Below are 26,495 nucleotides of genomic sequence, written 5' to 3'. Positions count from 1 at the left end.
TTATCGAATCTTCAACGTAACCAACGTAATGGCAGCCAGCAGCAGCGAAATGATCCAGAAACGGATGACGATCTTCGTTTCGAAAATCCCCTTTTTCTGGTAGTGGTGGTGGATCGGCGACATGAGCAGGATGCGGCGTCCCTCGCCGTACTTGCGTTTGGTGTACTTGAACCAGCCGACCTGCATCATCACCGAGAAGCTCTCGACGAGAAAGACCCCGCAGAGAATCGGCAGCAGCAGCTCCTTGCGGATGCAGAGGGCGAAGACGGCAATCACGCCGCCGATCGAGAGCGAACCGGTATCGCCCATGAAGATCTGCGCCGGGAAGGAGTTGTACCAGAGGAATCCGACCAGCGCACCCACGAGTGCCGCGGCGAAGACCACCAGTTCGCCGCTGTCGGGGATGTACATGATGTTGAGATAGTCGGCGTAGACGATGTGCCCGGAGAGGTAGGCCAGCACGCCCAGTACCGCCACAATCGGCACCGAGACGCCCGTAGCCAGGCCGTCGAGCCCGTCCGTAAGATTCGCGCTGTTCGAGACGGCCGTGACGACGAAGATCGCCACCAGCACGTAGAGCAGCCAGGTAGCCGTTTCGCTGCCACCCGTAAGCCAGCCGTAGTCGAATTCGTTGTTCTTGACGAAGGGGATGGTCGTCTGGGTGGTCTTGCGGCTCTCGGAGCTGAGCACCACGTTGCGCTGCACGCTTCCGATCACCGTGCCGTCCGCATCCGTATAGACCGTCTGCACGGGCTGCGTCGTCTTCTCGCGGACCACGATGTCGGGCGAGAGCCACATGGTCGTCCCGACGATGATGCCCAGCCCGACCTGTCCCACGACCTTGAAACGGCCCTTGAGCCCCTCCTTGCGGTGACGGAAGACCTTGATGTAGTCGTCGAGCCCGCCGATGAATCCCAGCCAGATGGTCGAAACCAGCATCAGCTGAACGTAGATGTTGTCGAGTTTCCCGACGAGCAGCATCGGGACCAGAATGGCCACGAGGATGATCACTCCGCCCATCGTCGGGGTGCCCTTTTTCTGGAGCTGGCCCTGGAGTCCGAGGTCGCGGATCTCCTCGCCGATCTGCTTGCGGCGCAGGAAATCGATGATCCGCCGCCCGAAGATGATGACGATCAGCAGCGAGAGGATGATCGCCGCCGCCGCGCGGAACGAAATGTACTGGAACATGCCCGAACCGGGCAGGTCGTAGGCTTCGTCCAGATACTTGAAAAGATGGTAAAGCATGTCTGCGTATGGATATTAGGAATCGATTGTCAGTTTTTTTGCGTCGCGGCGAGGAGCCCGAAGGCCTTGCGGACCTCCTCGCGGTCATCGAAATGGTGTTTCACGTCGCCCAGGATCTGGTAGGTTTCGTGCCCCTTTCCGGCCACGAGCAGGATGTCCCCGGGATGCGAGAGCAGCACCGCCGTGCGGATCGCCTCCACGCGGTCCGTGATGCGCACGTAACGCGTCCCGGGCTGGAGTCCGGCGACCATTTCGTCGAGGATCGCCTCGGGAGACTCATGCCGCGGGTTGTCCGACGTGAAGATCGCCGTCGAGGCGTACTTCACCGCTATGGCAGCCATTTCGGGGCGCTTCGTGCGGTCGCGGTCGCCGCCGCAGCCGCACACCACGATCAGCTGCTGCGCGGGCGTACGGATCTCCTCGATCGTGCGCAGCACGTTCTCCAGCGCATCGGGCGTATGGGCGTAGTCGACCACGGCCACGGTCCCGTTCTCGGCTCGGATGATCTCGAAACGCCCGCTCACGGGGTGCAGTGTCGACAGCACGCGCAGCACCTCCCCGCGGTCGAGTCCCAGCAGCACCGCGGCACCGTAGACGGCCACAAGATTGTAGGCGTTGAAGCGTCCCAGGAGCCCCGTCCAGAGCTCCTGTCCGTCGATGCGCAGCAGCATCCCGTCGAGGTGCATCTCGATGATCCTGCAGCGGAAATCGGCCATTCCCCGCAACGAATAGGTGCTCACCGCCGCGGCAGTGTTCTGCACCATCACCATCCCGTTGCGGTCGTCGGCGTTCGTCAGCGCAAAGGCCCCCTTGGGCAGTCCGTCGAAGAAGCGCTTCTTGGCCCGGATATACTCGGCGAAGGTCTTGTGGTAGTCGAGGTGGTCGTGGGTGATGTTCGAGAAGATCCCCCCGGCGAAATCGAGCCCGCGGGTCCGCTCCTGCACGATGGCGTGCGACGAGCACTCCATGAAGCAGAATTCGCACCCCGCATCGGCCATTTCGCGCATCATGGCGTTCAGCCGGATCGGGTCGGGCGTGGTGTGCGTGGCCTCGATCTCGCAGCCGTCAACCTTGTAGACCACCGTGGAGATCAATCCGGCGCGATAGCCCAGGCCCCGCACCAGGTCGTACAGCAGCGTCACGGTCGTCGTCTTGCCGTTCGTACCCGTAATGCCCACAAGCTTCAGCTCCCGGCTCGGGAAGCCGTAGAAGGCCGCGGCCAGGTCGGCCATCGCCCCGGCCGAATCCGGGACCACGACGTAGACCACCCCTTCGGCGGGCTCGGCGGGCAGCTGCTCGCAAACCACCGCCGCGGCACCCTTTCCGACCGCCATCGGAATATAGTCGTGCCCGTCGCTCTGCGTCCCGCGAATGGCGAAGAAGCAGTCGCCGGGCCGGACGTTCCGCGAATCGTAGGTCAGTCCCCCGATTTCGGTTTCAGGATCGCCGTGCACCGCCCCGACAGGCGTGTAACGCAGTATTTCCCCAATTTTTTTCATTTCATTTCAACGTTATGGTTACCGCCGCACCCGGCGTAATGCGGGCCCCGGCGGGAATCGTTTGCTGCACAACGCTCCCCTGCCCCGAGAAGCGGACCTTCAGCCCGCGGCTTTCGAGCAGGAACAGCGCATCCTTCAGCCCCATGCCGCGCACGTCGGGCATGACGCCCGGGGTGTCGGGAAGGGTCGTAACGACCACCCGGGCAAGGCTGTCCACCCGGGTCCTTCCCCAGCCCGTACGGTCTTCGAACTCCGTGCGGGGCGAGAACCTCCCCGCCACACGGCGGATCTGGGCGATGTCGCCCCCCTTGATCCGCTCCGGATAGCGGCGCGGGCCGTCGGACCCGACCCTTCCGTACCAGTCGTGGCCGCGGTTGTAGATGTAGTCGACCATGCGCTTCACCACGGGACCCGCCAGCGGGCCTCCGTAGTAGGCCTTGCCGGGCTGGGCCCGGGTCTCGATCGTCGTCAGCACCGTATAGCGCGGGGCATCGGCCGGGAAGTAGGCGATCATCGAACCCAGGTAGGGACGTCCGCCCTCGGTCGGGGAGGTGATCTGCGCCGTACCGGTCTTGGCCGCCACCCTGACGCGCGTCGTATCACGGAAGAAGTTGCTGGCCGTACCCTCCGTACAGACGGCCTGCAGGCATTGCTGCACCTCGTGCAGGGTCGAACGCGAGGCGATCGACGAGGCGATCGTGCGGCTTTCGAAGCGCTCCTCCACCCGGTCGCCGCGCCGCAGTTCGCGGACCAGCACCGGAGAGATCATCTTTCCGCCGTTGGCAATGGCGTTGTAGAAGGTGATCATCTGGATCGGCGCCAGCCGCACGCGGTATCCGTAGGCCATCTTGACGAGCATCACCCCCGGATCAGGGACCTTCCAGTCGGTCGTGATCGAGGGCTTCCGCTCGCCGAGGCGCTCCAGCCCGACGGTCTCGCCCAGGTGCAGCGTCTCGTGGAGATACTTGCTGTAATCGAACTTTTTGCCCGTAATGCCATAGTGGTCCCATACCGCCTCGGCGAAGTAGACGTTCGACGACGAGGCCACGGCACGCCGGAAGTCGATCTCATGGTCGCCGCGGTGCGAGTCGCGGATGTTCCGCGCCGGACCCACCGTCACCGGATCGCCGTTGTGGGCATCGTAGACCGTCGCGGGCGACATCCGGGCATCGTCCAGCAGCGTGAGCATCGTGGCCAGCTTGAAGGTCGATCCCGGCTCCATCGAACGGCTCAGGGCATAGTTCTCGCGTTCGGAGTAACCGCCGCCGGGATCACGCCCGAGGTTGGCCAGAGCCAGGATCTCGCCCGTGCGGACCTCCATGACGATCGTCGTGCCCCACAGGGCGTTCTGGCGCTCCAGCTGCTGCCGCAGGGCCTTGTCGGCGACATCCTGCAGATCGACGTCGAGCGTCGTCACCACGTCGTACCCGTCGACCGGATCCTCGTGGTCGCCGCCCGCCACCCGGCCGTAGAAACCCCGGGCGATCCTTTGCCGCAGCGCCTTGCCGGGCTTCCCGGCCAGCTCTTCGCGGTAGGCCTCCTCGATGCCGTAGTTGCCGCGGTCGCCCGTCAGGCCGATCGTCCGCCGGGCCAGCTCGCCCTGCGGGTAGATGCGTTCGTCACGCTCGACAAGGTTGTAGACCATGCCCATGTTCCAGTTCAGCAGCGGATAGCGCCGCAGCACCTCCCACTCGGCATAATCCACCTCACGGGGAAAGATGTTCACGGGCGTATGGTCGCGTAGCGTGTCGTAGATGCGGTGCGTAATGTACTCCTCGCCCCGGAGCCGGTCGAAAAAGCGGGCGATAGCCCCCTTCGAGCGCAGGTAGGTCGTATCCCGGGGCCGCACCAGCCGGTAACGCCGGGCGTGCTCTTCACGGAACATCCGGGCATAGGCCGAGGCGGACTTGTCCTTGAAGAAGGCCGCCAGGAGTTTGGCCAGCGAATCGGCCTGTTCGCGGAAGGTATCGAGCGAGTCGAGCCCCGGGGATGCGAAGTCGAAGGCGGCCTGATAGCGGAAAATCGATGTGGCGAGGGGTTCTCCGTCGCGCGACAGGATGCTGCCGCGCTGGGCCGGGATCTCCTCCCGGGTGAAGATGCGGCTGGCCAGCCGGTCGGCGTTGTAGGCCACCTCCGAACTGAAGAGTTGCACCCAGACGAGACGTGCGAGCACAACAACCCCCGCGAGGATGAACAACACGTACAACAACCTCACCCGCAACAGAATATCGCTCTTGACTTTCGATCGTTCCTGCTTCATCGCCGGTCAGTTTTCGATGATTTCGCCCGGGGCGAGCGGGTCGTAGAGGTCGATGCCGCGCGCGTGGAGCTCCTCGATGATGGCCGAATGTGTCGTCCGCTGGAAGCGCTGCTCCTGCAGGCGGATCGAACGTTCGCGGAGTTTCTGCACGTCGCGCGAAAGGCGCGTATAACGCATGTCGAGGTGCAGGGACCAGAACATCACCACGATGCTCAGGAAGAAGGTCCCGGCAATGGTCAACAGGTAGGGATAATACTGCGAGACGCCCTTCCGCACGAGGATCGAACCCGAAAAGATCTGCCAGAAGGTACTCGACCGACGGCGCCGTTCGCGGGCCTCGCGGGCCCGGGCTTCGGCCTGCTCCGCGGCTTCGCGCTCCTCGTCGGCGCGAATCTCCTCATCGGCCTCCCCGCGCTCCATGCGGCGCACCTCGCGGCGCACACGCCGGGCAAACTCCGCCTCCTCACGGCGGCGAGCCTCCTCTTCGGGGGTGATGGGATCGAATTCGTGATCGCGGTACATGTCATCAGCGTTTTACGGCCGCCCGGAGTTTCGCCGAACGCGAGCGGGGATTGCGGGCCAGCTCCTCGGCGGAGGGCACCACCGCCTTGCGGGTCAACAACTCAAAGGGGGCCAGCGAACGCCCGAAAAAGTCCTTTTCGGCCTCACCCGAGAAGTTCCCGCTGCGCAGGAAATTCTTCACCAGGCGGTCTTCGAGCGAATGGTAGGAGATCACCACCAGCCGTCCGCCGGGTTTCAGCACCTTCAAGCTCTGTTCCAGGGCCATTTTCAGCGCCTCCATCTCGCCGTTGACCTCGATGCGCAGCGCCTGGAAGAGTTTCGTGAGGAACTTTGCGGCATCCTTGGCCGGGGTGCAGGGTTTCACCGCCTCGACCAGCTGCGCCGTCGTGGTCACGGGCGCCGCCGCACGGGCCTTCACCAGACAGTTGGCCACCTTCCACGGGGTCTCCAGTTCGCCCCAGTCGCCCAGAATGCGGGTCAGCTCCTCGGCCGGAAAGCCGTTCACGACATCGGCCGCCGTGAGGCGTCCGCGCTGGTTCATGCGCATGTCGAGCGGCGCGGCGCCGCGGAACGAAAAGCCCCGTTCGAGAGCGTCGAAATGGTGGGACGAGACCCCCAGATCGGCCAGAATGCCGTCGGCCTCGGTAACCCCGCGCAAACGCAGCGCCCCGCGCAGGAAGCGGAAGTTGCTTTCGACGTAGTGGAAACGCGGATCGTCGGGGCAGTTCGCCCGGGTATCGCGGTCCTGGTCGAAGGCGTAGAGGCGCCCTTCGGGCCCCAGATCGGCAAGGATGCGGCGCGAATGTCCGCCTCCGCCGAACGTGAGGTCGGCGTAGGTTCCCTCCGGCACGATACCGAGCAGGCCCACAGACTCTTCCAGAAGCACGGGTGTATGATAGAGCGGCATGGTTGCGGTCGACAAAGGTCTATTTGGGTGTAAAGTTAGTGTTTTTCCGAAAAAGAATCCGTATATTTGTGGTATTAAATTTTCGAAGACCCCATGCCTCAAATAGATATCGGTGCCGTAATCAGGGAGAAAGCCCCGCGCGCGGCCCGCTGGATTCCCCGTCCGGTGGTCACGTGGCTGCGGCGCACGATCCACGAACGGGAGATCAACCACATCCTCGCCAACTACTGGTCACTGCCGCCCCAGGAGTTCATCCGCGCGGCTTTCCGCGAATGGCAGGTCTCCTACTCGGCAGAGGGGCTCGACCGCCTCGATCCGAAGGAGCGTTACCTCTTCGTCTCGAACCACCCCTTCGGCGGCATGGACGGCATGATGCTCGCCGACAAGCTGATCGAACACTTCGGCGACGCCCGCGTGGTGGTCAACGACCTGCTGATGCACCTCGAACCGCTGCGTCCGCTCTGGATTCCCGTCAACAAACACGGCTCGCAAAGCTCGGCCTATGCCCGGAAATTCGACGAGGAGTTCTTCGGCGACCGTCCGATCCTGACCTTCCCCGCGGGGCTCTGCTCGCGCACCTTCAATGGTCGGGTCACCGACCCCGAATGGAAAATCAGCTTTCTGAAAAAAGCCTACGCCTCGCAACGGAAAATCGTACCGGTCTTCGTCGAGGGGCGCCTGTCGAACTTCTTCTACCGGGTCTACCACCTGCGCAAGGCCCTGGGCGTGAAGTTCAACATCGAGATGCTGTGGCTCCCCGACGAGATGTTCTCCCAGAAGGGCCGCCACTTCCGGATCGTTGTGGGCGATCCGATCTCCGTTGCGGAGCTCCAGCCGTGCGGATCCCTTCGCGAGCAGGTCGAAGAGGTTCGCAAAAAGGTCTATTCATTGGAAAAAACGCTCGACGAACCGACAAAATACCACTAATTATTGGTACTTTTGCGGTGTCATGCAACAGAAAGACATGGAACCCATCATCGAACCCGTCGACCGGGAGTTGCTGCTTGCGGAACTCACCCCTGCCCGCAAGGTCCGCGATACCCACAAGGCCGGCAACGAAATCTATATCTTCCCGGCTTTGGAGTGCCCGTCGCTGATGCGCGAAATCGGACGTCTGCGCGAAGTGGCTTTCCGCGGCGCCGGAGGCGGTACGGGCCACGAGGTCGACATCGATGAAGAGGACCTCGCGCCCGACGGATACTACCAGCTGATCGTCTGGGACCCCGCCGCCCGGGAGATCATCGGAGGCTACCGCTTCATCATCTGCACCACGCCCTATCCGCGCCACCTCTCCACGGAGCACTACTTCCGTTTCAGCGAGCGGTTCCGCAAAAAATACCTGCCCCGGACCATCGAACTCGGGCGTTCGTTCATCCAGCCCGCCTACCAGGCCCGCGGCAACTCGAAGAGCATCTATGCCCTGGACAATCTCTGGGACGGGCTTGGGGCGCTGATCGTACTGAATCCCAAGGCGAAATACCTCTTCGGCAAGGTCACCATGTACACCACCTACAAGGCCGTGGCGCGCAATGCGCTGATCTGGTTCCTGCGCCGCTACTTCCCCGACCGCGAAGGGCTGGTCGAGGGGATCCATCCGATCCAGCTCGACCTGGACGACCCCTACTACGAGGAGCTCTTCTCGGGCGAAACCTACATGGAGAATTACCGGATCCTGATCCAGAAGGTGCGTGAGTTCAACGAGAACATCCCGCCGCTGATCAACGCCTACATGAATCTTTCGCCGACGATGCGGGTTTTCGACACGGTTTCGAACCCCGATTTCGGAGGGGTCGAGGAGACGGGGATCCTGGTGACGATCCGGGACATCTACCCCGAAAAGCGGCTGCGCTACACGCGCTGGCAGGGGTGGCGGGCCAACCTCAAACACCGGCGCGAGGAGTTCAGCGAACAGCTCCTCCAACACCTCGGCCGCATCACCAAAAACACGAAAAAACGGAACGCTTGAACGTTCCGTTTTTTCGTTGCGGCTTACCCCCGCATCCCGATCACATCCCAATGCCCGGAGGTTCACTGCGCCGCGGTCATCTCCGCCACGAGCTCCCCGGCCCCGCCGTAACGGTCGATGAGCATCAGGATGCTCCGCACATCGACGGTAATGACCCGGTGCAGGTCGGGATCATAGCCGTAGTCGCGCGTCATCGACTCCCAGTTGCAGTCGCAGACCAGTCCGATCAGCCGCAGCCGGGCATCGAGCATCGGGCTCCCGGAATTCCCGCCCGTCACATCGCCGTCGGTGATGAAGCAGAGCGGCGTATCGGCCAGCGCTCCTTCGCGGCACTCCGCATCGAGTTCCCGGAGGCGGTCCGTGCGGCGGTAGTCGGGATTCACGCCGTCATCCTTGGCGGCGATCTCCGAGAAGCGGGTCTGGAATCCACGCGTATCCAGCCCGCGGACCCGTCCGTAGGAGAAGCGCAGCGTCCGGTCGGCATCCGGGTAATAGGCCCCGCCGAGACAGGCGATCCGCGCCGCCTGATAATCCTGCAGCGCCTGCCGGTCGGGCTTGCGGCTCTTCGCCGCAGTCCGGAGGCGGTGGAGCATCTCGTCGACCGAATGCTCGACCTTCACGGCCGGATCCTCATCGTAGGAGCACCACGGAGCATCCAGCCAGCGGCGGATGCGTGCCGAATCGGCAAAGATCGACCGCGCATAGAGCGTATCGACAAAACGCCGGAGATCGCCCCCGTACAACCGATCGACCTCGTCGGCATAGAACGACGGCAGGAACGCCACCGGGACCTGCTGCCGGACGAGCTCCATGCCCAGAGCGGTCATTTCGCGGTCCACCTCGGGGACCATCCGCCCGTAGTAATAGGCGACATTGTTCAGGTAATCCTTCCGCGACATGCCGGTATTCACACCGCCCTTCCGCAGCGTCTCCAGTCCGGGGCCGAAGGCCATCACGAAGTTGAGCATCCGGCTGCCGCGGTGAAAGCCTTCGAGCAGGCAGCCGACGGCCCGGGATTCCACCGAATCGGCCTGTGCAAGCACCTGTTCCGTCAGGTAACGCGCCACACCGGGGTAGCGACCCTCCCGACGGGTCCATTCGACCAGTTGCCGTTCAAAGTCCCGTTTGCGGGCGACAAGGCCCTGCCGGTCGATCCACTCGTTCATCCCCAGGAGGTTCTTGTACTCGTTGGCCTGGGCATTGAACTCCTCGTAGTAGGCCAGGTTCACCGCGCGGTCGGCCCGCATCCGTTGCTGGAGGGCTTCGAGCATCCGCCCGCGGATGGAGACGATCGGTTCATTGATCACATGCCTCGTCCGCCAGATCTCGGAAGAGGTAGCACTCCGCGCCGTCCGCATCGGATAGCCGAGGCTCAGGGCGAAATCCCCCTCATCGTACCCCTCCCGGGAGACGTGAAGGAAATCCGCGGTGGCATAGGGCACATTCTCCGCGGCATAGGGTGCCGGGGTTCCGTCCGGCGCGGCATAGACCCGGAAGAGTGCGAAATCGGGGTTGTGACGCGGCCACATGTAGTTGTCGGTCTCTCCGCCGAACTTCGCCACGCTCTGGGGCAACACCCCCACGAGCCGCACGTCGTCGAAGACCTCGCTGCCGTAGAGCACGAAGCGCGTGGCGGCCTGGTAATCGCGCACCGTCCAGCGGTAACGTGGCGTCCGTGCGGCGTAATTCGCCGTGACCTTCCGCATCGCCTCGTACAGCGATGCTCCGCCCGCGGCGATCCGCCGCACCTCGTCGGTCACGTCGCGCACGACCCGGTCGATCGTCACGCTCAGCCCCTTGACCGGCAATTCGGGGACCCCGCCGACGGCCCAATAGCCCTCCTCGACGATATTCCGTTCGGGCGAGGAGTGCTGCGCCACGGCCTGATAGGCACAGTGATAGTTGGTCAGCAGCAATCCCTTTCCGGAGACGAACGACGCCGTACACCCCTGTCCGAAGCGCACCACGGCGCGCGTCGCACACTCGAAAGCCGCAGCATCGGCCTGCATCCCGAGTTCCCGCATGACGGCCTCGCGGCTCTCGTACTGCGTCGGGAGCCACATCCCTTCGTCAGCCCGAAGGCTCTGCACCGCCAGGCACAGCGAAAGGATCAGCAGGGACCGGCTCATTTTCCGAACAGTTCGCTGCATCGCTCATAGAGTTTTTCGCCGCGCAGTCCCTCGGCAATGATCCGGCCGTCGGGATCGATCAGCCAGATGGCCGGAATTCCGTCGATACCGTAGGCCTGAGCCACGGGCGAGCGTTTTCCGCCGACCAGGTCGCTGGCGTTGAGCCACACCATACCGTCCTCCTCGATGGCGCGTTTCCAATCTTCGGCCTTGCTGTCCAGCGAGAAGGAGAGCACCTCAAGACCCGACTTGTGGAACGCCTCGTAGAGTTTCCGGGTATGCACGGTCTCGGCGCGGCACGGCACGCACCACGAAGCCCAGAAGTCGAGCAGGACATACTTGCCCCGCAGGTCCGACAGGCGAATGGTCTTGCCATCGGGCGTCCGGGCCGTGAAATCGGGAGCAATGGCGCCGGGCGACACCGAACGCACGATGTCGGCCCGGGCCTTCAGTTCGTTGTAATAGGGGTGACCGGCCAGGGGCGCGAAAAATGCCAGCAGCGAATCGAGTTTCCCGATCTTGTACATCGTGACGGGCCCGAGCACCGTATAGAGCGCATGGACGGAGGTCGGATCGGCATAGGTCATCGAATCGAGGAAACGGTCGTACTCAGCGTTGAGGGCCGCCATGACGCTTCGGTCGCTCTTTGCGGCAAAGGCCTGATGACGCCGCTTGTTGAGATCGCGGTTGAAGTCGTGCATGAGGTTGATCCGGGCATTCTCCTTGCCGCCCGAAACCCGGGCAAGATAGAAGTTGTCGAGATCGCCCTCGATGCGCACCGTGCCCCGTTCCGAAACGAACTGGGTTCCGCTCCGATTACCGTCCACCACCAATACGTAAACCCGGTCGACCAGGCTGTCGGGCAACTGCAGGGTGAAATCCCCGTTCGTAACCATCGCCGAAGCGACCGTATCGCGGTCGTATTCACCTACCTTGGCAAGCACATATACCGGGACCTCCTTGTCCAGGCTCCCGATATGCCCCTCAACCCGGCAACCCGTGTCGGCACACGACGCGGCAAACAACATTCCGACCGCTGCGGCCACAACCGACCGCTTTCCAAATCTCCATTCCATATCTGCAAAATCAATAAAAAGTGTCTATTTCCATTTGTAACCCAACGAGACGATCCGTCCGAACCCGTCGTAAACCTTCGGGCCCGATTCGATCACACCGCTGGTCTCGCTGACCACATACTGCAGGAGTTTTCCGTCGCCCGTCGTCGGGTTCCAAATCCCCACATAGAGGAGTTTGCCGTAAAGCGTCGCATTCGACAGGTTGTCGTTGAACATCCACAGCAGCGAGACCTCGTAACCCGGATACTCCTGCGACACGTCGAGAAGGAGTTCGGCCGCCGAGGCATTTTCATAGAGACAACGGTAGATCTTCTGCGAGGTTTCGTAGAAGATCACCGGGCCGCGCGTCCCGAAGGCGAACCGCGAAGCCTGAGCCATCTCCGGAGCGGCCGACAGGTCGTAAAGGCCGGCCCCCGCATTGGCCCCCGTATCATACCAGTTGGCATTCATGTCGATGGCATAGAGCTTCCGTACGGACGGATCCCCGGGCTGCTGCATGAGAGCAAGGTAAAAGTTGCTCGGATAACCCATCTGGGCATAGACCATCTCGGTTTCGTTTTCCAGCGGTTCTTTCGGATCGAAGGCCGTTCCCGAATTGGTGAAGGCCTTTACCGTCGGCTGATAGTCGATGTAGAGGAAGCGATTGCTCAGCTTGTCGAAGAAGCAGCACCGCACTCCCGAAGAGGCCCCTGCCGTCACATTGCCGCCGATATAGGGTGCCGCATCATAGGGTTCGCCGAAACAGCGCACATCGTATTGCGAGTAGATCCCAGACGTGTTACTGTCGCTGAAGTAGATCGAGCCCTTGTTGACCAGATACTCCTTGCTGCCATTCCACAGGGCGAAACCCTCGAAGCCGGGATCCTCGATCCCCTCGCGGAAGCAATCCTGGTAGGTCCCAACGATTTTCATATCGGCAACCGAAAGGCGATAACCGCCCTTTTCCCCCGTCTGGAAGAGATAGATGTGATTGCCTCCGTTCCGCGGAGCCACGATCATGGCACCCTCCTCGGGATGCAGCCCTTCGTTGTTCCCCGAAAAGATGGCGTGCGTCACGTAGTCATCGGAATAACCCTCGATGCCGGCATTGACCTCGGGATTCATCACCATGCTCACATCGCCCTTGCCCTCACGATCCTCGTGCAGCACCATCAGCCCCTGAGGCGCGATGGTCTCGACCCGCAGGCTGAGTTTTTCGTTCACCGTCACTCCGTTCGTACGGTCCGTGACGTAGAGGATCAGATGGTAGTCCCGGGCCGGAAGGTCCACCGTGATGTCGAGCACCCGGTCGGTGGAGAGCAGCGAATCGATGAAATAGCCCAATGCGGGATCCGGAACCCACAAGTTGTCCTTAAGCTGCCAGCGGTAGGTCAGATTCTCGTCGCTTCCGCCCTGACTGACCTTCGGTTCGATCTTCAGTCGCTCCAACTGGCGGGCCACCACCGTCGAGGAGTTCAACCCCATGTCGATTTCGATCGGCGTGAGTGTGCGATAATCGTAATTTCCGTTGTCCTTCACACAGCCCGACAGGGACAACATAACGGCTGCGGCTGCCAGCCAGATATACCAGATATATTTGCGTATCATTGTCAGCTCTTTTTTCATGTTACGTTTTCGTGATTTTCGACGCAAGAATCAACCCAGACCGCCCGAGCCACCGTTGTATACCGGAATCGAGATCGGCGTTCCGTCGGGCTCGTATTGCGGATTTTCGGAGAGATACTCCCGGACCTTGCGGTTGTAATAACCCAACGTGGAGATGTCCGACGGAAGCGGCAGCTCCTCGATCCCGCAAACAGAGAGGATGATGCTGTACTTCTTCTCGGTAAATTCACCCCAACAGGTCCTGTAGACGGTCGAGTCCCAGTTGTCGGGCTTGATGTACTTGTCGCCCCAGCGCAGAATGGCCTCGTGCCCGCGGGTAAATCCCAGCGAAAAATCCGCATTGGGCTGCAGGGCCACAACCAGGCGGACCTCCTTGTCCTTGAGACCTTCACGGCGGAGCGTGACGGGGATCGTCGTCTCATAGGCTCCGGCCGGGATCGTCACCGATCCGGGCAGGTCATAATGGGTTCCCGCCTCGGCCGTACTCTCGGCGGCATTGACCCCCACATTGATCGTACGCTCCCGATCGGCGGCAAATCCGATGATCCGGACCCGCAGATCGAGTTGGTGCGTGGGCTCTTCGGTGATGGGGAACGAGAAGACCAGCGAATCGCGCAAACTCGTTCCGTCGGCGGCCAGCATCTCGAAATAGACGGCCGGCGTCTCGTCCTCGTAGATCATGATGTCTTTCTCGGAGCATCCGGCAACGGCTACAGCCAGCAGGCCTGTTCCCAAAAGATATAAAGCGCTCTTTTTCATAGTCATATGGGATTATTGGTTATACTCGGTCTCCAGATCGGGCCGCTCGATGGCAAAGACACTGGACAACGAATATGACAGATAACGGTACATCGTCCCGTCTGGGATCCAGGTGTGGCGTTTGCAGAGGAAGTAGAAGTGCCCCTCACCCCAGAACTCCTTGAGGTATTCGTTGCGCAGGGCGCTCATCACCCCCGCATCGTCGAGACTCCCGGCATCGAGATCCACCGTAATGCCACGGTGCTGACGGACAGTATTCAGCAGCGAGCAGGCTTCGCCGTTATCGGTTCCGACCATGCATTCGGCGGCGATGTAGTAGAGCTCCGAAAGCCGGAACAGCGGAATACGGGCCGCATAGTCGCTGTTGTATCCTTCGGGCTGGTAGAAGCGCTTGACGATGTAGTTCTGCGAATACCCGATCGTCACCTTCTCGGTAATGTACAGTTTGCGGTAGTCCGTAGCCCCGACATTGCCGGCCTCGTACCACTGTTCAAAGAAGTAGCTGCCCTTGCTCAGGACCTGAACGGCTACGGCATTCTCCGAGAGCCAATTTTCATAGAGGTTTTCCAGATTGAAAACATTGAGTGCAAAGAGATGTTCGGTCGAGAAGGAGTAGTCGCACTGCCGTTCGTCGGTGCCGGAGAGGTTCTCCGACGCGATCCACGGGAAGGTCTCCGAGCAGTCGGCGATAAGCTGCGTTGCGGCGGTGTAGGCCGTCTGCTTGTCGCCGCTCCAGAGCAGCGCCCGAGCCTGGAGAGCCCGCACGGCATAATAGTTCATGCGCAGATGGCGGTCGCCGAGAAAGACGTCACCCTCCACCGAGAAGGTCCCCTCGCAAACCGGATCGGCATCACGAAGCAACGCCTCGGCCTGCTCCAGATCCTCGATGGCACGGGCGATCACCTCGCGGCCCGACGAATCGGGAACGGGATTCTTCGTCAGCGTCGCCACATAGGGGATGGCCGCAGCGTCGAGATCGGAAAAATCACCGAAGATCTTGAAGAGCTCCAGGTGCAGGAAGGCCCGCAGGCCGAGCGCTTCCCCCTTGATGAGGGCATAGCGGTTTCCGGAAAAGAGGTTCCGGTGCCCGTCGATCTGATCGAGGATGTTATTCAGATTGGCGATCGCATTGTAGAGGCCGTTCCAGAATCCGTCCGTCACGCTGCGGACATTGGTTGCGGAAAGGCTTCCCTTGGCCACATCGGCATAGACCGTACTGTTCGAAGCGTTCAAATCGTAGTTTCCCACGAGTGTTTCGAAAAATCCGTAGGTCAACTGGCGCCCGTAGAGCTCTTCGCCGATGAGTTTCGAGTAGACACCCACCAGCGCATCTTCGAAGCCCTGCTCCGAGGAGAGCAGATCATCGGATTTCACCTTGCTCTTGAGGCGGACGTCGAGCCACTCTTCGCAACCCGCAAACAGGAGGGTTGCCAGCAGCAATATTGCGTATGAAAATGCTTTTTTCATGGTGCGGAGGGTTTAGAAATTAACGATCAGGGTGCAGGAGCCCGTGCGGGCGAACGGATAGGTAGTTCCGCGCTCAATCTTCACGCTCGAAAACGAAGCCACGTCGTTCATGTTCACGAAGAGCTGCAGCCGCTCGATACGGAGTTTCTTGAGGAATTTCCAACGGTAGAAGTCATAGCCGATCGAGATCGAGGAGATGTCCAGCCGGTTGTAGTCCTGTACGAAACGCGAGGTGGCCAGCGTAGGCTGCTGCCAGTCGCCGACGTTGCGGAACAGCACGTGGTCGCCCGGCTGCTTCCAGGTGGCGTAGTAGGCCCGTCGGTCGACATTGCCGTTCATCTGGGCGTTCTCGACCTTGTCGATGAGCGTCGTGTTGTAGATCTGGGCGCCCCAGCGGTAGCTGCACGACACCGCCACGGAGAGACCCTTGTATTCGAGGTTGAATCCGAACAAACCGCGCATCTTGTCCTCGGTATCGCCGCAGATGACCTTGTCGGCCACGTCCCACGTGTCGGTCATCTGCCCGTCGCGCGTCAGGAAGATCTCCTGGCCCGACGCCGGATCGATCCCCAGCGAACGGACCGCCCAGATGGCACTCAGCGACTCACCCTCCTCGAAGCGGACCAGCGGGCGGTTGTCGGTTTTCGACAATTCGTCCTGCTCGGCGTTCACCGAACGCAGCGAGTTGGAGATCCGGCGGATCCTGTTGGTATTGTGCGTACCGTTGACGAAGAAAATGAGCGAGGTGCGGTCCTCGGGGCGCGAGAAGACATTGGCGCTGAGGTTGAACTCGATACCCTGGTTGAGGATCTCGCCCAGATTGGCCTTGTAGGTCGTAAAGCCGAGCGAGGGCGGGATGTTGATATCGGTCAGGAAGTCCTTGGTCACGGCCCGGTAGTAGTCGAAGCGCAGTTTCAGACGCCCCCAGAGGTCCATGTCGAAGCCGATGTTGGCATCGAACTTCTGCTGCCACTTCAGGTCCTCGTTGGCCAGGGCTTCGAGGTAGACGCCCGACATGCCCTGGTAGTTGCGGTCGGTGTAGTAGTTGTAGAGCAGCTGTGCCTGGTAGGAGTTGAAGGACTGCGAACCCGTCGTACCGACCGACCCGCGGATCTTGAGCTGCCGGAGCCACCGCACGTCGCGCAGGAAGGGTTCGTTGTGGATATTCCATCCCAGGCCCGCCGACCAGAAGAGACCCCAGCGGCTGTTCGCCCCGAACTGCGAGGAGGCATTCCCGCGCAGGGTCATGTCGGCCAGGTAGCGGTTGTCGTAGGAGTAGTTGCCCGAGAAGAGCGCACCGACGGCCCTGTTGAGCGACTCGCTGCCCGTAGGCGTGCTGTTCTCGGCATACTGCTTGGCGAATATGATGTTGTCCATCTGCGCATTGGGGAATCCCACGGCCGAATAGATGTAGTTTTCACTCTTGTTCTGCTCGATGTTCACTCCGGCATTGGCAAAGAGCGCATGGCGTCCCCAGGTCTGGTTGTACTGCAGGTTCAGGTCGCCGCTCACCGAGGCGTACTTCCCGTGCCCCGAGGTGTAGGAGCCGCGTTTGAGGTATTCGTCGGTCGACGAGGCGAGGATATTCCGGAACGACGAGTGCGAGGCGGGCAGGAACTCCTCCGTTCCGGTAGTCTGCTGCGTGAAGGAGAAGCGCCCGACGACCTTCAGGCGGTCATTGAACTGGTATTCGAGATAGGTGTTGTTCGTCACGTCGAAGTAGTTCGAGCCGTAACATGTTCCGTTCGAGGCGTCGGTCATCGGGTTGTAGACCATCGACGAGGTAACCGGTCCGTAGCCCAGCTCTTCGAGCAGGTTGCCGTTGTCGTCGCGGATGCGCCAGTAGGGGTTCAGCGCCACGTAGTCCGAGAAGGAGCCGTAGGGCGAATCCTCCGACTTGGTGCCCGTGAGGGTGATCAGGTTGCGGAAGAGGAACTTCTTCCAGCGGTAGCTGACATCGGCGCCTCCGGAGAGCGTGTTGCGGAACGAGCCCTTCATTACACCCTGCACGTCGTTGTATCCGAAATCGAATCCGGCGCGCAGGTCCTCGGCACCCACCTCCAGCCGCACGGAGTGCTTGTGGCCGACCCCGACGCGCGTGGGCTGTGCGAGCCAGTCGGTATTCACGCCGCTGCGCACGGCCTCCAGGTTCTTATAATAGAGGTCCTTCTTGTCGATGTCATTCTGCGGTTGATCCGCGTCATAGAAGCCCAGCAGACGCTCCAGTTCGAGTTTCTCCTCGGCACTGCACATGTTGTAGCTCGACAGGTCGGGGATTTCGAGCGAAAGGCTTCCGGTGTAGTTCACACGGACCTCCCCGGCCGTCAGCTTCACGGTCTCGATGACCACCACGCCGTTGGCGGCCTTCGAACCGTAGATGGCCTTGGCCGAGGCGTCCTTCAGCAGCGTGACGCTCTCGATACGGTTCATGTCGAGGTCGAGGACCTTCTGGAGCGTGGTTTCGAAACCGTCGAGGATGAACAGCGGCTGGTTGGGATCCTGCGTGTACTGCCCCTTCAGGTCGGGGAACGACGACGAACCGCGCATCTCGATCGTCGGGAGGTTGTTGGGGTCGGAACCCATCGACAGGTTGTCGATCATGTTGAACGACGGATCGATGTTCTTCAGACTCTGAATCAGGTTCTGGTTGCCGCGGCTCATCAGCTCCTGGCGGTTAACGGTGACCGACGAACCGGTGAAGCTCTCGGCCTTGCGGGTGAAGATACCCGTCACGACAATGTTCTCGACATCGACGGCGGCAGGCTGAAGGCGGACATCGTGCGTGGTCTCCATATGGAGCAGGAAGCGCTGCGGGGTGTAACCCACGAAGGAGTAGACAATGGTCAATCCGTCGGCCACGCCCCCAAGGCGGTAGGCACCCTGCGCATCGGTGGTCGTACCGCGATCGGTCCCGACGATGGCGATGGTGACACCGGCCATCGGAAGGCCCTTTTCATCGCATACCGTACCGGTGAGTTCGCGCTCCTCGGGGCGAAGGGGGGGGGTAGCGGATGGCGCCGAAGAACGGGTCTGGGCCCGCACAATGACCACATGACGGTCATTGAATTCGTAGGTCAGCGATGTCCCGCGGAGCACTTCGTCGAGGACCTTGCTCAACGGAGCATTCACGACCTGCACCGAACGATTCGGGACCCGGGCGATTTCGCCCGCATTGTAGACGAACGACAGACCGCTCTGCTGTTGCAGTTCGGCGAAGATTTTCGAAAGAGGCGAGGCCGGCATACTGAGCGTGATGGGCTGATCCTGCGCCACGACGAGCGTCGTCAACAGCAGACAGCCGGCCGTCAGGAGCAGGCGCAGCTTCCGGAATGGGTTGTAGTAGATTTTTTTCATGTCAACGAGGTTTTTTGAGGTACAGAGCCCGAAGGCTTGGCTTATCGGAGGCCCGCCGGGGCGGGCAGAGGCTGAAAGGGGGTGGTACGATGCCTATTCAATGACGATCTCACCTCCTTCCTCTTTATATCGGAAATGGCCGACCTTGGCCAGCAGGTCGAGAATGGGCCGCAAGGTCGGATAGCGTTGGATGCGGGCCGAGATGATCTCCTGCGCCGCCGTCTCGTTGCCGAACCGGATCCGGCATTCGTAACGGGTTTCGAGGCGCCGGGCGATTTCGCCCAGCGTCATGCGGTCGAAGAGCAGGAATCCGTCGCGCAGTGCCGTATAGAGTCGGGTGTCGACCTCACGGAGTTCGATTTCCGCTCCGGCGGTCTCGGCCTGGTTGCCGGGGTGCATGACGACCGACTGCCCGGCAGCGGTCGTGAAGGAGACCTCACCCTCGACGAGCGTCGCCACGGAGCGTCCCTGCTGCTGCTGGATGAGGAATTCGGTGCCGAGCACCCGGATCGATGCGTTTTCGAAAGCGACGACAAAGGGTCTGTCGGGATCGGGAGCCACATCGAAATAGATCTCTCCCGAGGCTTCGACCCGACGATGGTCGCTCTCGAAACAGAGCGGGAAGCGCAACCGCGAGTAGTTGCCGAGCCAGACGCGGGTTCCGTCGCTGAATTCGAGGGTCTGTTCGGGTCCGGTTCCGACGGTGATTTCGCAGTATTCGGGTTCCGCCTCCCGGATGGGTTCCGAAGTCCCGACCCGCAGCAGTCCGGAACTGTCGCGGCTCACGCCGAGCGTATCGGCGGCAAAGACACCCTCGATGGCACGGCTCGAACCGTCGGGAAGGGTCAGTACCACCTCGGCAGCCACTTCGGACCAGTCCCGAAGGGGTTCCGGTGCGGAATTCTCCCGCAGCAGCAGAAAACCGGCCCCCGCCACGAAGAGCAGGACGGCCGCGGCCGCCGCATAGCGGATCCGCCGCGACAGCCGGTTGCGGGCATTCCGCCGTTCGACGATCCGCAGGGCGCGCTGCGTATCCACCCGCACGTAGCGGTGTCCGGATTCCAGGTCACGGCACAACCGATGGAAAATATTCCTGTTTCGTTCCGAGGCATCGAGCCACTGCTCCAGGCGTTCGATCTGCCGGCGATCCGCATCGCCGTTCAGGAAGCGGACGATGAGATCGGAAATGTCGTCGTAATCTTTCATGGCAAATATCCGACTTTTTATTATTATTACACCGCTGTCCGGAAAAAGGGGTAACGATTCGTCATTTTTTTTACACTCCGAGGCGGGAATCGCCGCCAAAACGACCGGCCAAGGGGCCTCGAAACGCCCTAAAAATAAAAAATGTGCCTATTCGTAAGCAACGGATCAAAAAACATAAGAATCATTAAAACAGCGATTTAAATAGGAAGAAAGGCGATTGGGCAGATTTTTCAGGGGCAAAACAGGAAACGTCTTTATTATTTTTTCTAATTTTGTCCCCACCCGACACATCGGGAACTCCGGAATCGTGATCGAACACCTCGCATACGAACACTATTACCGCCGCCTCTTCGAAACCTATTACGGTTCGTTGGTCAATTTCGCATGCCGCTACGCGCACGATCCGGAAGAGGCCGAGGATATTGTACAGAACATCTTCGTGGCGATGTGGAACGGCCGGGTGCATTTCGAGAACGAGTTGAAAATGCGCAACTACCTCTACCGCGCCACGATCCACGGCGTCTACAACGTCAAACGCCACCGCCGGGTCTGCGAAAGCGGCATGGCGGTGCTCTCGCAGCACCAGGCGCAGGATGACAACCTGTTACAGGATGCCATCCAGGAGCATGAGCTCTGGTGCCGGGTGGTCGAGGCGGTAGACGAACTCCCGGAACGCTGCCGGGAGATCTGCCGCATGACGCTGGCCGGGAAAAAGCCCTCGCAGATTGCCGAAGAACTCGGACTTTCGGTCGAAACGGTCAAAAAACAGAAAAAGATTGCGATCCAGAAACTCAAGGATCGGTTCGGGATATGGGTCCTGCTGTTATTTTCCTGATACGCAGGCAAGTATCGCAAAGATGGAGCCGGACCATGGAACGGTCCGGACACAAAAAATCCCTGCCCGAAGGCAGGGAACCAGGCAAACAATCGTTTAACTAAAAAGATTAATAAAATAAAAGAATTAAAAGATTAAAAATGAACTTTTGAGGATGAAAGTCAGCAAGGATTTATAATTTCACTCTCCACACCGAAAACCCCTGCTGCTCCCACCCGTTTCGGTTATCTTACAATCAGTTGCAATTCGGAGTCTTCGGAAGTCTGATCCGGATTTGCCGGTTCGGGCTGCCCCTCCGGGACCGGTTTCTCCTCCGGAGCGGGCAGTTCGTCAGGAACCGGACTCTCTTTCTTCGGAGGCTCCTGCTTTTCGGGCTCCTGAGCTACGGCCCAACCTCCACACACCAGCATCATCGCTGCCAACATCACCGTTGCCTTTTTCATCGCTTCCTTGTTTAACATTAAACTTCCAGGAACGAGGTATCATCCGCGTTCTGCCTCTCAGCAGTTCAAGTACGGTGCCAAACCGGGAAACAAAACATCCATACACTGAATATCAGTGCAATAAATAAAAAACGCAAAAACAGGATTCGGGAAACAGCGTGTGGAAAAAAGACCCGGAATGTAGAATAATTCCACACTCCGGGCCCGAATGCCCCCCCCCTCTTTGGCATCGAACGATTACTCGATGCCGTAGAGGTGCATTTTGTTGTAGAGCGTCTTGCGGTCGATGCCGAGGAGTTTGGCGGCCTGCGACTTGTTGCCCCCGGCAGCGGCCAGGGCCCGGCGGATCTGCTCCTCCTCCGACACGGGGTCGTGCAGCGAGAACGACGTTCCGGACGCCGAGGGTTCGGTGATTTCGTGCGGAAGGTCCCCGAGCGTAATGTACTCCCCCGCGGCGAGCAGGGTCGCCGACATCACCGTATTCTTCAATTGCCGCAGATTCCCCGGCCACTCGTATCCCGCAAGCGCCTTGACGGCCTTCGCCTCGAACCCGACGATCCGTTTGTCGAGTTCCCGATTGGCCTGGTCGAGGAAGAAGTCGGCGAAGAGCGGAATGTCCTCACGCCGTTCCCGCAGGCTGGGGACCCGCAGCGAGAAGGAGTTGATCCGATGGTAGAGGTCGGCCCGGAAGGTCCCCCGGGCAATGGCGGCTTCGAGGTCCTCGTTCGTGGCGGCCACCAGGCGAATATCGACCGGGATTTCGCGGTTCCCGCCCACGGGACGGATCCGCCGCTCCTGCAGGGCCCGCAGCAACTGGACCTGGGTTTCATAGGTGAGGTTGCCCACCTCGTCCAGAAAGAGCGTTCCACCGTCGGCGGCCTCGAAAGCCCCCTTCTTGTCGCCCACCGCCCCGGTGAACGAACCCTTGACGTGGCCGAAGAACTCCGAAGCCGCCAGCTCGCGCGGAATGGCCCCGCAATCGACCGCCACAAAGGGTTTTCCGGCCCGTTTGCTGTTCCGGTGGATGAGTTGCGCCACATGCTCCTTGCCCGTTCCGCTGGCCCCGTTTACCAGGACCGACATGTTGGTCGGAGCCACCAGTCGAATGTATTCGTAGAGTCGGCGCGAGGCATCGCTCCGCCCTTCGATATAGTCGAGCGGCGCGGGGGCCGGGGCCGCCTTCGCCGCGCCCCGCCGGGCGTTTTTCGCCTCCACAGGGGCCTCAACGGGCTTCTCCAGCGCTTCGCGGATCTTTTTGAGCAGTTCGTCGGGATTCACCGGCTTGGCCACGTAGTCACGGGCCCCGAGTTTCATGCAGCGCACCGCGTTCTGAATCTCGGCATAGCTCGTCATAACGATCACCGGGGTTTCGATCCCCGCACCCGACATCCACTGCAGCAGGGCGATCCCGTCCTGGTCGGGCAGGCGCATATCACTCAACACCAACGAAAAACCGCCGCCGCCGAGGGCCGTGCGTGCAGCTGCGACCGTCGACGCGGTCTCCACGTCGAAGCCGCGTTTCGAGAGCCACGTGCGCAGCATCAGCGCAAACGTAATATCATCGTCTACAATCAGAATCCGTTCCATAACACTACAAAGTTAGCTTTTTTCCCGCTTCCGCAACGATCGCACGGATTTTTCCGATCACCGTCCGCAAGGCAGCGGTCTGCACTCCGACGGCCGCTTCATCGCGGTTTTCGGCCCGCCGCAGGACTTCGGCCACCTCCCGTACCCCGAGCATCGTGAAGATCGGTATCATCTTGTGGGCCAGTGCCTTCACCGCGGCTTCATCTCCCGCATCGAGGGCCTTTTCAAGGTCATTGCAATTGGCCGCGGTCTGTTCGGCAAAGGAGTGCAGGATACTTCGGGCCGCCTCGGCATCGTCGCCCGCATAGGCCGTCAGGGCCGAAAAATCGGCCCGGTCCGTCTGCGGAGCATCGGCCGCTCCGAGGCCTTCGGGACGACCGGGCTCTCCGGAATCCGGCCCTTCACCGCAGGCCGCACGGATCGCCCCCAACAGTTCGCCCGACGTGAAGGGTTTGCGCAGACATCCCGCAAACCCTTTTCCCCGAAAATCCGCCGCATCGAGTTCCCCGCGGGCCGAAACCGCCACCACGGGCAGCGTCGGATCGACCTCGTGCACGGTCTTCAGAACGGTGAACCCGTCGGCCGTCGGCATTTGTATATCAGTCAGCACCAGGTCGAAACGCCCCTCACCGACGAGTTTTCCCACATATTCCGGATAGGGGCAGCTCTCGGCGGCAATATCGGCCCGGCGGCACATCGCGGCAGTCATCTCCAGCTGCAGCGGATCGTCATCGACCAGCAGGACCCGCCATTCCCGCTGCCCGGCCGCAGGCTCCGCCGGAGCTGCCGGAGCCTCCGCAGCGGATTCGGGACCGGATGCGCTCCCGGAAAAGGTTCCCACCTCCCCGGTTTCACGGACCGGAAGCGTCACGATGAAACGGCTGCCCTCCCCGAGACGGCTTTCGAGCGAGATCTTCCCGTCGAGGAGTTTCACCAGCCGGTCGACGATCGAGAGCCCCAGGCCGAAGCCGTCGACCCCGCGGGCCGAACTCAACCGGACAAATTCGGCGAAGATCCGCTCCCGCTCCCCACGGCCGATTCCGCGTCCCGTATCGCGCACGGAGAAGACCAGGTCGCCCCCCACGACGTCGACCCGGAGTTTCACCCATCCGGAATCGGTGAATTTCAGCGCATTGGAGAGCAGATTGTCGGCAATCTGCCGGATGTGGAAGGCATCCCCCTCGACGATCCGGGTTGCCCCGCCGCCGGTCTCCAACCGCAGGTCAAGCCCCTTGGCCGCCGCCGCTGCGGCGAATCCCGCCCGGATGGTCTCGAAGAGCTGTGCCGGATTGAATGCCACGCAGTTCACCTCGATCTTGTTGATGTCCAGGCGGTAGAAGTCCAGCAGGCTGTTGACCAGCGCCAGCAGGTGATCCGACGAATCCTTCATGTTGCGCAGGTAGAGTTCCTGCCGCCGGTCGTCGGTCAGGCGCGAGAGCAGGTCGATATACCCCATCACCGACCCCAGCGGAGCCTTGATGTCGTGCGTAATGGCCAGCATCAGCTGCTCGCGGGCGGCCAACAGCGACTCCTTCTCGCGGTTGGTGCGCTCCAGTTCGCGGCGGTAGCGGTTCCCGCGGTTGATGTCGCGCCAGAGGATCCCCACGAAGAAGAGCATCAGCACCACCGATCCGAGGGTCACGCCGCCGAGGATGTGCGACGTGCTGCGGCGAATCGCCTCGTTGCGGCGGATCCGCCGCAGCAGCAACGCCGTATCCTCGGCCTCGAAGTCGAGAATCAGGCTGTAGATCTTCATGTTCACCAGGTCGTTGCTGTAGCTGAGCCGCAGGCCCTCCTGCCAGACCCGGTCGTAAATCGTCTGCCGACTGCTCGCCACACTGTCCTGCAGCGCCCGGAGCACCAGTTCGATGGTATCCTTCACCATTCCGACAGGCAACATGGGCCCGACCACCTCGCGGCGCGAAATCACCATGCTGGAATCCTCCTGAGGAGCAAACAGATCAGCCACACGCTGCAGAAAACGCCGTTTGCCCCGGGGTTCGACGATTGTATCCTGCCGCACGATCCGGCGGAACGGAACCGTATCGCCCGCAATGCTTGTCTGGGGACCGATCAGTTCGCGGATGCTCTTGTCGAGGAGTCCGGCCGTCGATCCGGCGCGGATCGTCTGCCGCAGGCTCATCGTGCGCCGCTCCTTGTCGTTGAGCAGGCGCGTAATGCTGTCCAGGCGCATGGTCTGCAAAGAGTCGTCACCGACGGTGAGCGCCCGCAGCGAATCGATACACCCCCGCACGGTCCGCAACTCGCTCCGATAACGGTTTTCATAGGAGAGGTATCCGGCAATCATCAACTGTCCGTAGCTCTCGGCCTGGTACAGGTGGTAAAGCGTGCGGTTGACGGCCGTCCGCTTGGTGTGGAGCAGGATGGAGTCGCTGTCGGGCGCCGAGAGGCGCACCAAAGCCCGGTAGACATAGGCGATGGCCAGGATACTCACGACAGCGAGCAGCACATATCCCGCCACGATCTTCGTTTTGACAAATTTGGACTCCTTCACGGCGTCAAAGATACGGAAAGTTACGCAGACGGGCAACCCCCCCTCCTGCGTCATCCCGGCCGCCCCCGTCGCCCCGAGCGCCAGGAGGAGAGGGGCGAAAGGGACAAATTACCATCGATAAACGATAAATATTTTTTGATATTCAAAATTTGTTTCTATATTTGCGGTCGCAACGATCCGAAAACAAACATTCGACATGAAGGATTTACTCACGGTGGAGCACGTCACCAAACAATATGCCGCCCACACGGCGCTCAACGACGTTTCGCTCGCCATTCCCGAAGGGTCGGTCTACGGGCTGCTCGGACCCAACGGAGCCGGGAAAACCACTCTGATCCGCATCATCAACCGCATCACGGCCCCCGACAGCGGCCGCGTGCTCTTCGACGGCCACGAAATCGCCCCCGAGGATGTCTACCGCATCGGCTACCTGCCCGAAGAGCGCGGCCTCTACAAGAAGATGAAGGTCGGCGAGCAGGCCCTCTTCTTCGCCCGGCTGAAGGGGCTTTCGCGGCGCGACGCCACCCAGCGGCTGAAGAAGTGGTTCGAGAAGTTCGGCATCCAGAGCTGGTGGGACAAGAAGGTCGAGGAACTCTCGAAGGGCATGGCCCAGAAGGTGCAGTTCATCGTCACGGTGCTGCACGAACCGCGCCTGCTGATCTTCGACGAACCCTTTTCGGGATTCGATCCCATCAATGCCAACCTCCTGAAGGAGGAGATTCTGGCCCTGCGCGACAAGGGTGCCACGGTGATCTTCTCGACGCACAACATGTCGTCGGTGGAGGAGATCTGCGACCATATCACGCTGATCAACAAGTCGCGGAACATCCTTTCGGGGCGTGTCGACGACATCCGCCGCCGCCACGGCGCCAACATCTTCGAGGTGGCCTACCGCGGCGACGAAGCCGCCCTGCGGCGTGCCGTCGCGGGTCGCTGCGAGATCCTCGAAGGGGCGGCCGAAGAGTCGGTCTACCGGACCCTTAAGCTCCACGTGGCCAGCGACGACGAGGTCCGTGCCGTCATCGCGGCCGTGAACGAGGCGGTCGAGCTGCGTTCGTTCCGCGAGATCATCCCCTCGATGAACGACATCTTCATAAGAGCCGTAAACGGACAGTTATAG

General features: G+C 61.2%; 19 protein-coding genes. 4 read left to right on the top strand and 15 right to left on the bottom strand.

The annotated features are described in order from the left end of the window. The 5 genes from mraY to rsmH are packed head-to-tail and all read right to left on the bottom strand — an operon-like array spanning window position 1 to window position 6,433. Complete coding sequence (gene mraY, locus ABGT65_RS05270; protein WP_346700315.1) at window positions 1-1,245, bottom strand: phospho-N-acetylmuramoyl-pentapeptide-transferase; 1,245 nt, start codon at window positions 1,243-1,245, stop codon at window positions 1-3. 29 nt (window positions 1,246-1,274) lie between these two features. Further along, the gene (locus ABGT65_RS05265; protein ID WP_346700313.1) at window positions 1,275-2,744 is read right to left on the bottom strand and encodes a UDP-N-acetylmuramoyl-L-alanyl-D-glutamate--2,6-diaminopimelate ligase; all 1,470 of its coding nucleotides are present in this window, start codon (window positions 2,742-2,744) and stop codon (window positions 1,275-1,277) included. 1 nt (window position 2,745) lies between these two features. Then, complete coding sequence (locus ABGT65_RS05260; protein WP_346700311.1) at window positions 2,746-5,004, bottom strand: penicillin-binding transpeptidase domain-containing protein; 2,259 nt, start codon at window positions 5,002-5,004, stop codon at window positions 2,746-2,748. A 6-nt stretch (window positions 5,005-5,010) separates the two neighbouring features. After that, entirely contained in the window at window positions 5,011-5,526 is a 516-nt protein-coding gene (locus ABGT65_RS05255; RefSeq protein WP_346700309.1) for a hypothetical protein, read from the bottom strand. 4 nt (window positions 5,527-5,530) lie between these two features. Next, window positions 5,531-6,433 (bottom strand): 16S rRNA (cytosine(1402)-N(4))-methyltransferase RsmH, encoded by a 903-nt coding sequence (gene rsmH, locus ABGT65_RS05250; RefSeq protein ID WP_346703058.1) that lies wholly within the window; start codon window positions 6,431-6,433, stop codon window positions 5,531-5,533. Between the two features lie 93 nt (window positions 6,434-6,526). On the opposite strand from rsmH, the gene ABGT65_RS05245 reads away from it, so the two are divergent. Both ABGT65_RS05245 and ABGT65_RS05240 read left to right on the top strand, forming a co-directional pair. Further along, window positions 6,527-7,360: an acyltransferase gene (locus ABGT65_RS05245; RefSeq protein WP_346700307.1), complete on the top strand. Its 834-nt coding sequence runs from the start codon at window positions 6,527-6,529 to the stop codon at window positions 7,358-7,360. Between the two features lie 22 nt (window positions 7,361-7,382). Beyond that, a complete protein-coding gene (locus ABGT65_RS05240; protein WP_346700305.1) occupies window positions 7,383-8,399 on the top strand; it encodes a GNAT family N-acetyltransferase in 1,017 nt (338 codons plus the stop codon). 62 nt (window positions 8,400-8,461) lie between these two features. On the opposite strand, the gene ABGT65_RS05235 is transcribed toward ABGT65_RS05240, so the two are convergent. The 7 genes from ABGT65_RS05235 to ABGT65_RS05205 all read right to left on the bottom strand — a co-directional run bounded on the left by ABGT65_RS05235 (window position 8,462) and on the right by ABGT65_RS05205 (window position 19,995). Next, window positions 8,462-10,549: a S46 family peptidase gene (locus ABGT65_RS05235; RefSeq protein WP_346700304.1), complete on the bottom strand. Its 2,088-nt coding sequence runs from the start codon at window positions 10,547-10,549 to the stop codon at window positions 8,462-8,464. Beyond that, window positions 10,525-11,604 (bottom strand): TlpA disulfide reductase family protein, encoded by a 1,080-nt coding sequence (locus ABGT65_RS05230; RefSeq protein ID WP_346700302.1) that lies wholly within the window; start codon window positions 11,602-11,604, stop codon window positions 10,525-10,527. The genes ABGT65_RS05235 and ABGT65_RS05230 overlap by 25 nt, the downstream gene beginning before the upstream one ends. Before the next feature lie 24 nt (window positions 11,605-11,628). After that, entirely contained in the window at window positions 11,629-13,191 is a 1,563-nt protein-coding gene (locus ABGT65_RS05225; RefSeq protein ID WP_346700300.1) for a PKD-like family lipoprotein, read from the bottom strand. Window positions 13,192-13,239: 48 nt separating this feature from the next. Further along, a complete protein-coding gene (locus ABGT65_RS05220) occupies window positions 13,240-13,968 on the bottom strand; it encodes a DUF4843 domain-containing protein (RefSeq protein WP_346700299.1) in 729 nt (242 codons plus the stop codon). 12 nt (window positions 13,969-13,980) lie between these two features. Continuing rightward, entirely contained in the window at window positions 13,981-15,435 is a 1,455-nt protein-coding gene (locus ABGT65_RS05215) for a RagB/SusD family nutrient uptake outer membrane protein (RefSeq protein ID WP_346700297.1), read from the bottom strand. 12 nt (window positions 15,436-15,447) lie between these two features. Further along, on the bottom strand, window positions 15,448-18,789 hold the full coding sequence (locus ABGT65_RS05210; RefSeq protein WP_346700295.1) for a SusC/RagA family TonB-linked outer membrane protein: 3,342 nt from the start codon (window positions 18,787-18,789) through the stop codon (window positions 15,448-15,450). A 93-nt stretch (window positions 18,790-18,882) separates the two neighbouring features. After that, complete coding sequence (locus ABGT65_RS05205) at window positions 18,883-19,995, bottom strand: FecR domain-containing protein (protein WP_346700293.1); 1,113 nt, start codon at window positions 19,993-19,995, stop codon at window positions 18,883-18,885. Window positions 19,996-20,302: 307 nt separating this feature from the next. Between ABGT65_RS05205 and ABGT65_RS05200 the strand changes: the two genes are divergently transcribed. Beyond that, the gene (locus ABGT65_RS05200; RefSeq protein WP_346700291.1) at window positions 20,303-20,830 is read left to right on the top strand and encodes an RNA polymerase sigma-70 factor; all 528 of its coding nucleotides are present in this window, start codon (window positions 20,303-20,305) and stop codon (window positions 20,828-20,830) included. A 224-nt stretch (window positions 20,831-21,054) separates the two neighbouring features. Here the strand turns inward: ABGT65_RS05200 and ABGT65_RS05195 are convergent, their stop codons facing one another. The 3 genes from ABGT65_RS05195 to ABGT65_RS05185 all read right to left on the bottom strand — a co-directional run bounded on the left by ABGT65_RS05195 (window position 21,055) and on the right by ABGT65_RS05185 (window position 25,375). Beyond that, entirely contained in the window at window positions 21,055-21,273 is a 219-nt protein-coding gene (locus tag ABGT65_RS05195; protein ID WP_346700290.1) for a hypothetical protein, read from the bottom strand. A gap of 237 nt (window positions 21,274-21,510) precedes the next feature. After that, window positions 21,511-22,860, bottom strand: coding sequence for a sigma-54 dependent transcriptional regulator (locus ABGT65_RS05190; protein WP_346700288.1), 1,350 nt, complete (start codon window positions 22,858-22,860; stop codon window positions 21,511-21,513). A 4-nt stretch (window positions 22,861-22,864) separates the two neighbouring features. Further along, window positions 22,865-25,375, bottom strand: coding sequence for an ATP-binding protein (locus tag ABGT65_RS05185; protein WP_346700287.1), 2,511 nt, complete (start codon window positions 25,373-25,375; stop codon window positions 22,865-22,867). Window positions 25,376-25,571: 196 nt separating this feature from the next. Between ABGT65_RS05185 and ABGT65_RS05180 the strand changes: the two genes are divergently transcribed. Beyond that, window positions 25,572-26,495 (top strand): ABC transporter ATP-binding protein, encoded by a 924-nt coding sequence (locus ABGT65_RS05180; protein ID WP_346700285.1) that lies wholly within the window; start codon window positions 25,572-25,574, stop codon window positions 26,493-26,495.

This window comes from uncultured Alistipes sp. (assembly GCF_963931675.1).
Classification (GTDB): Bacteria; Bacteroidota; Bacteroidia; order Bacteroidales; family Rikenellaceae; genus Alistipes.
The sequence above is the reverse complement of the archived record's forward strand: the minus strand, read 5'-3'. Positions and strand labels throughout refer to the sequence as shown.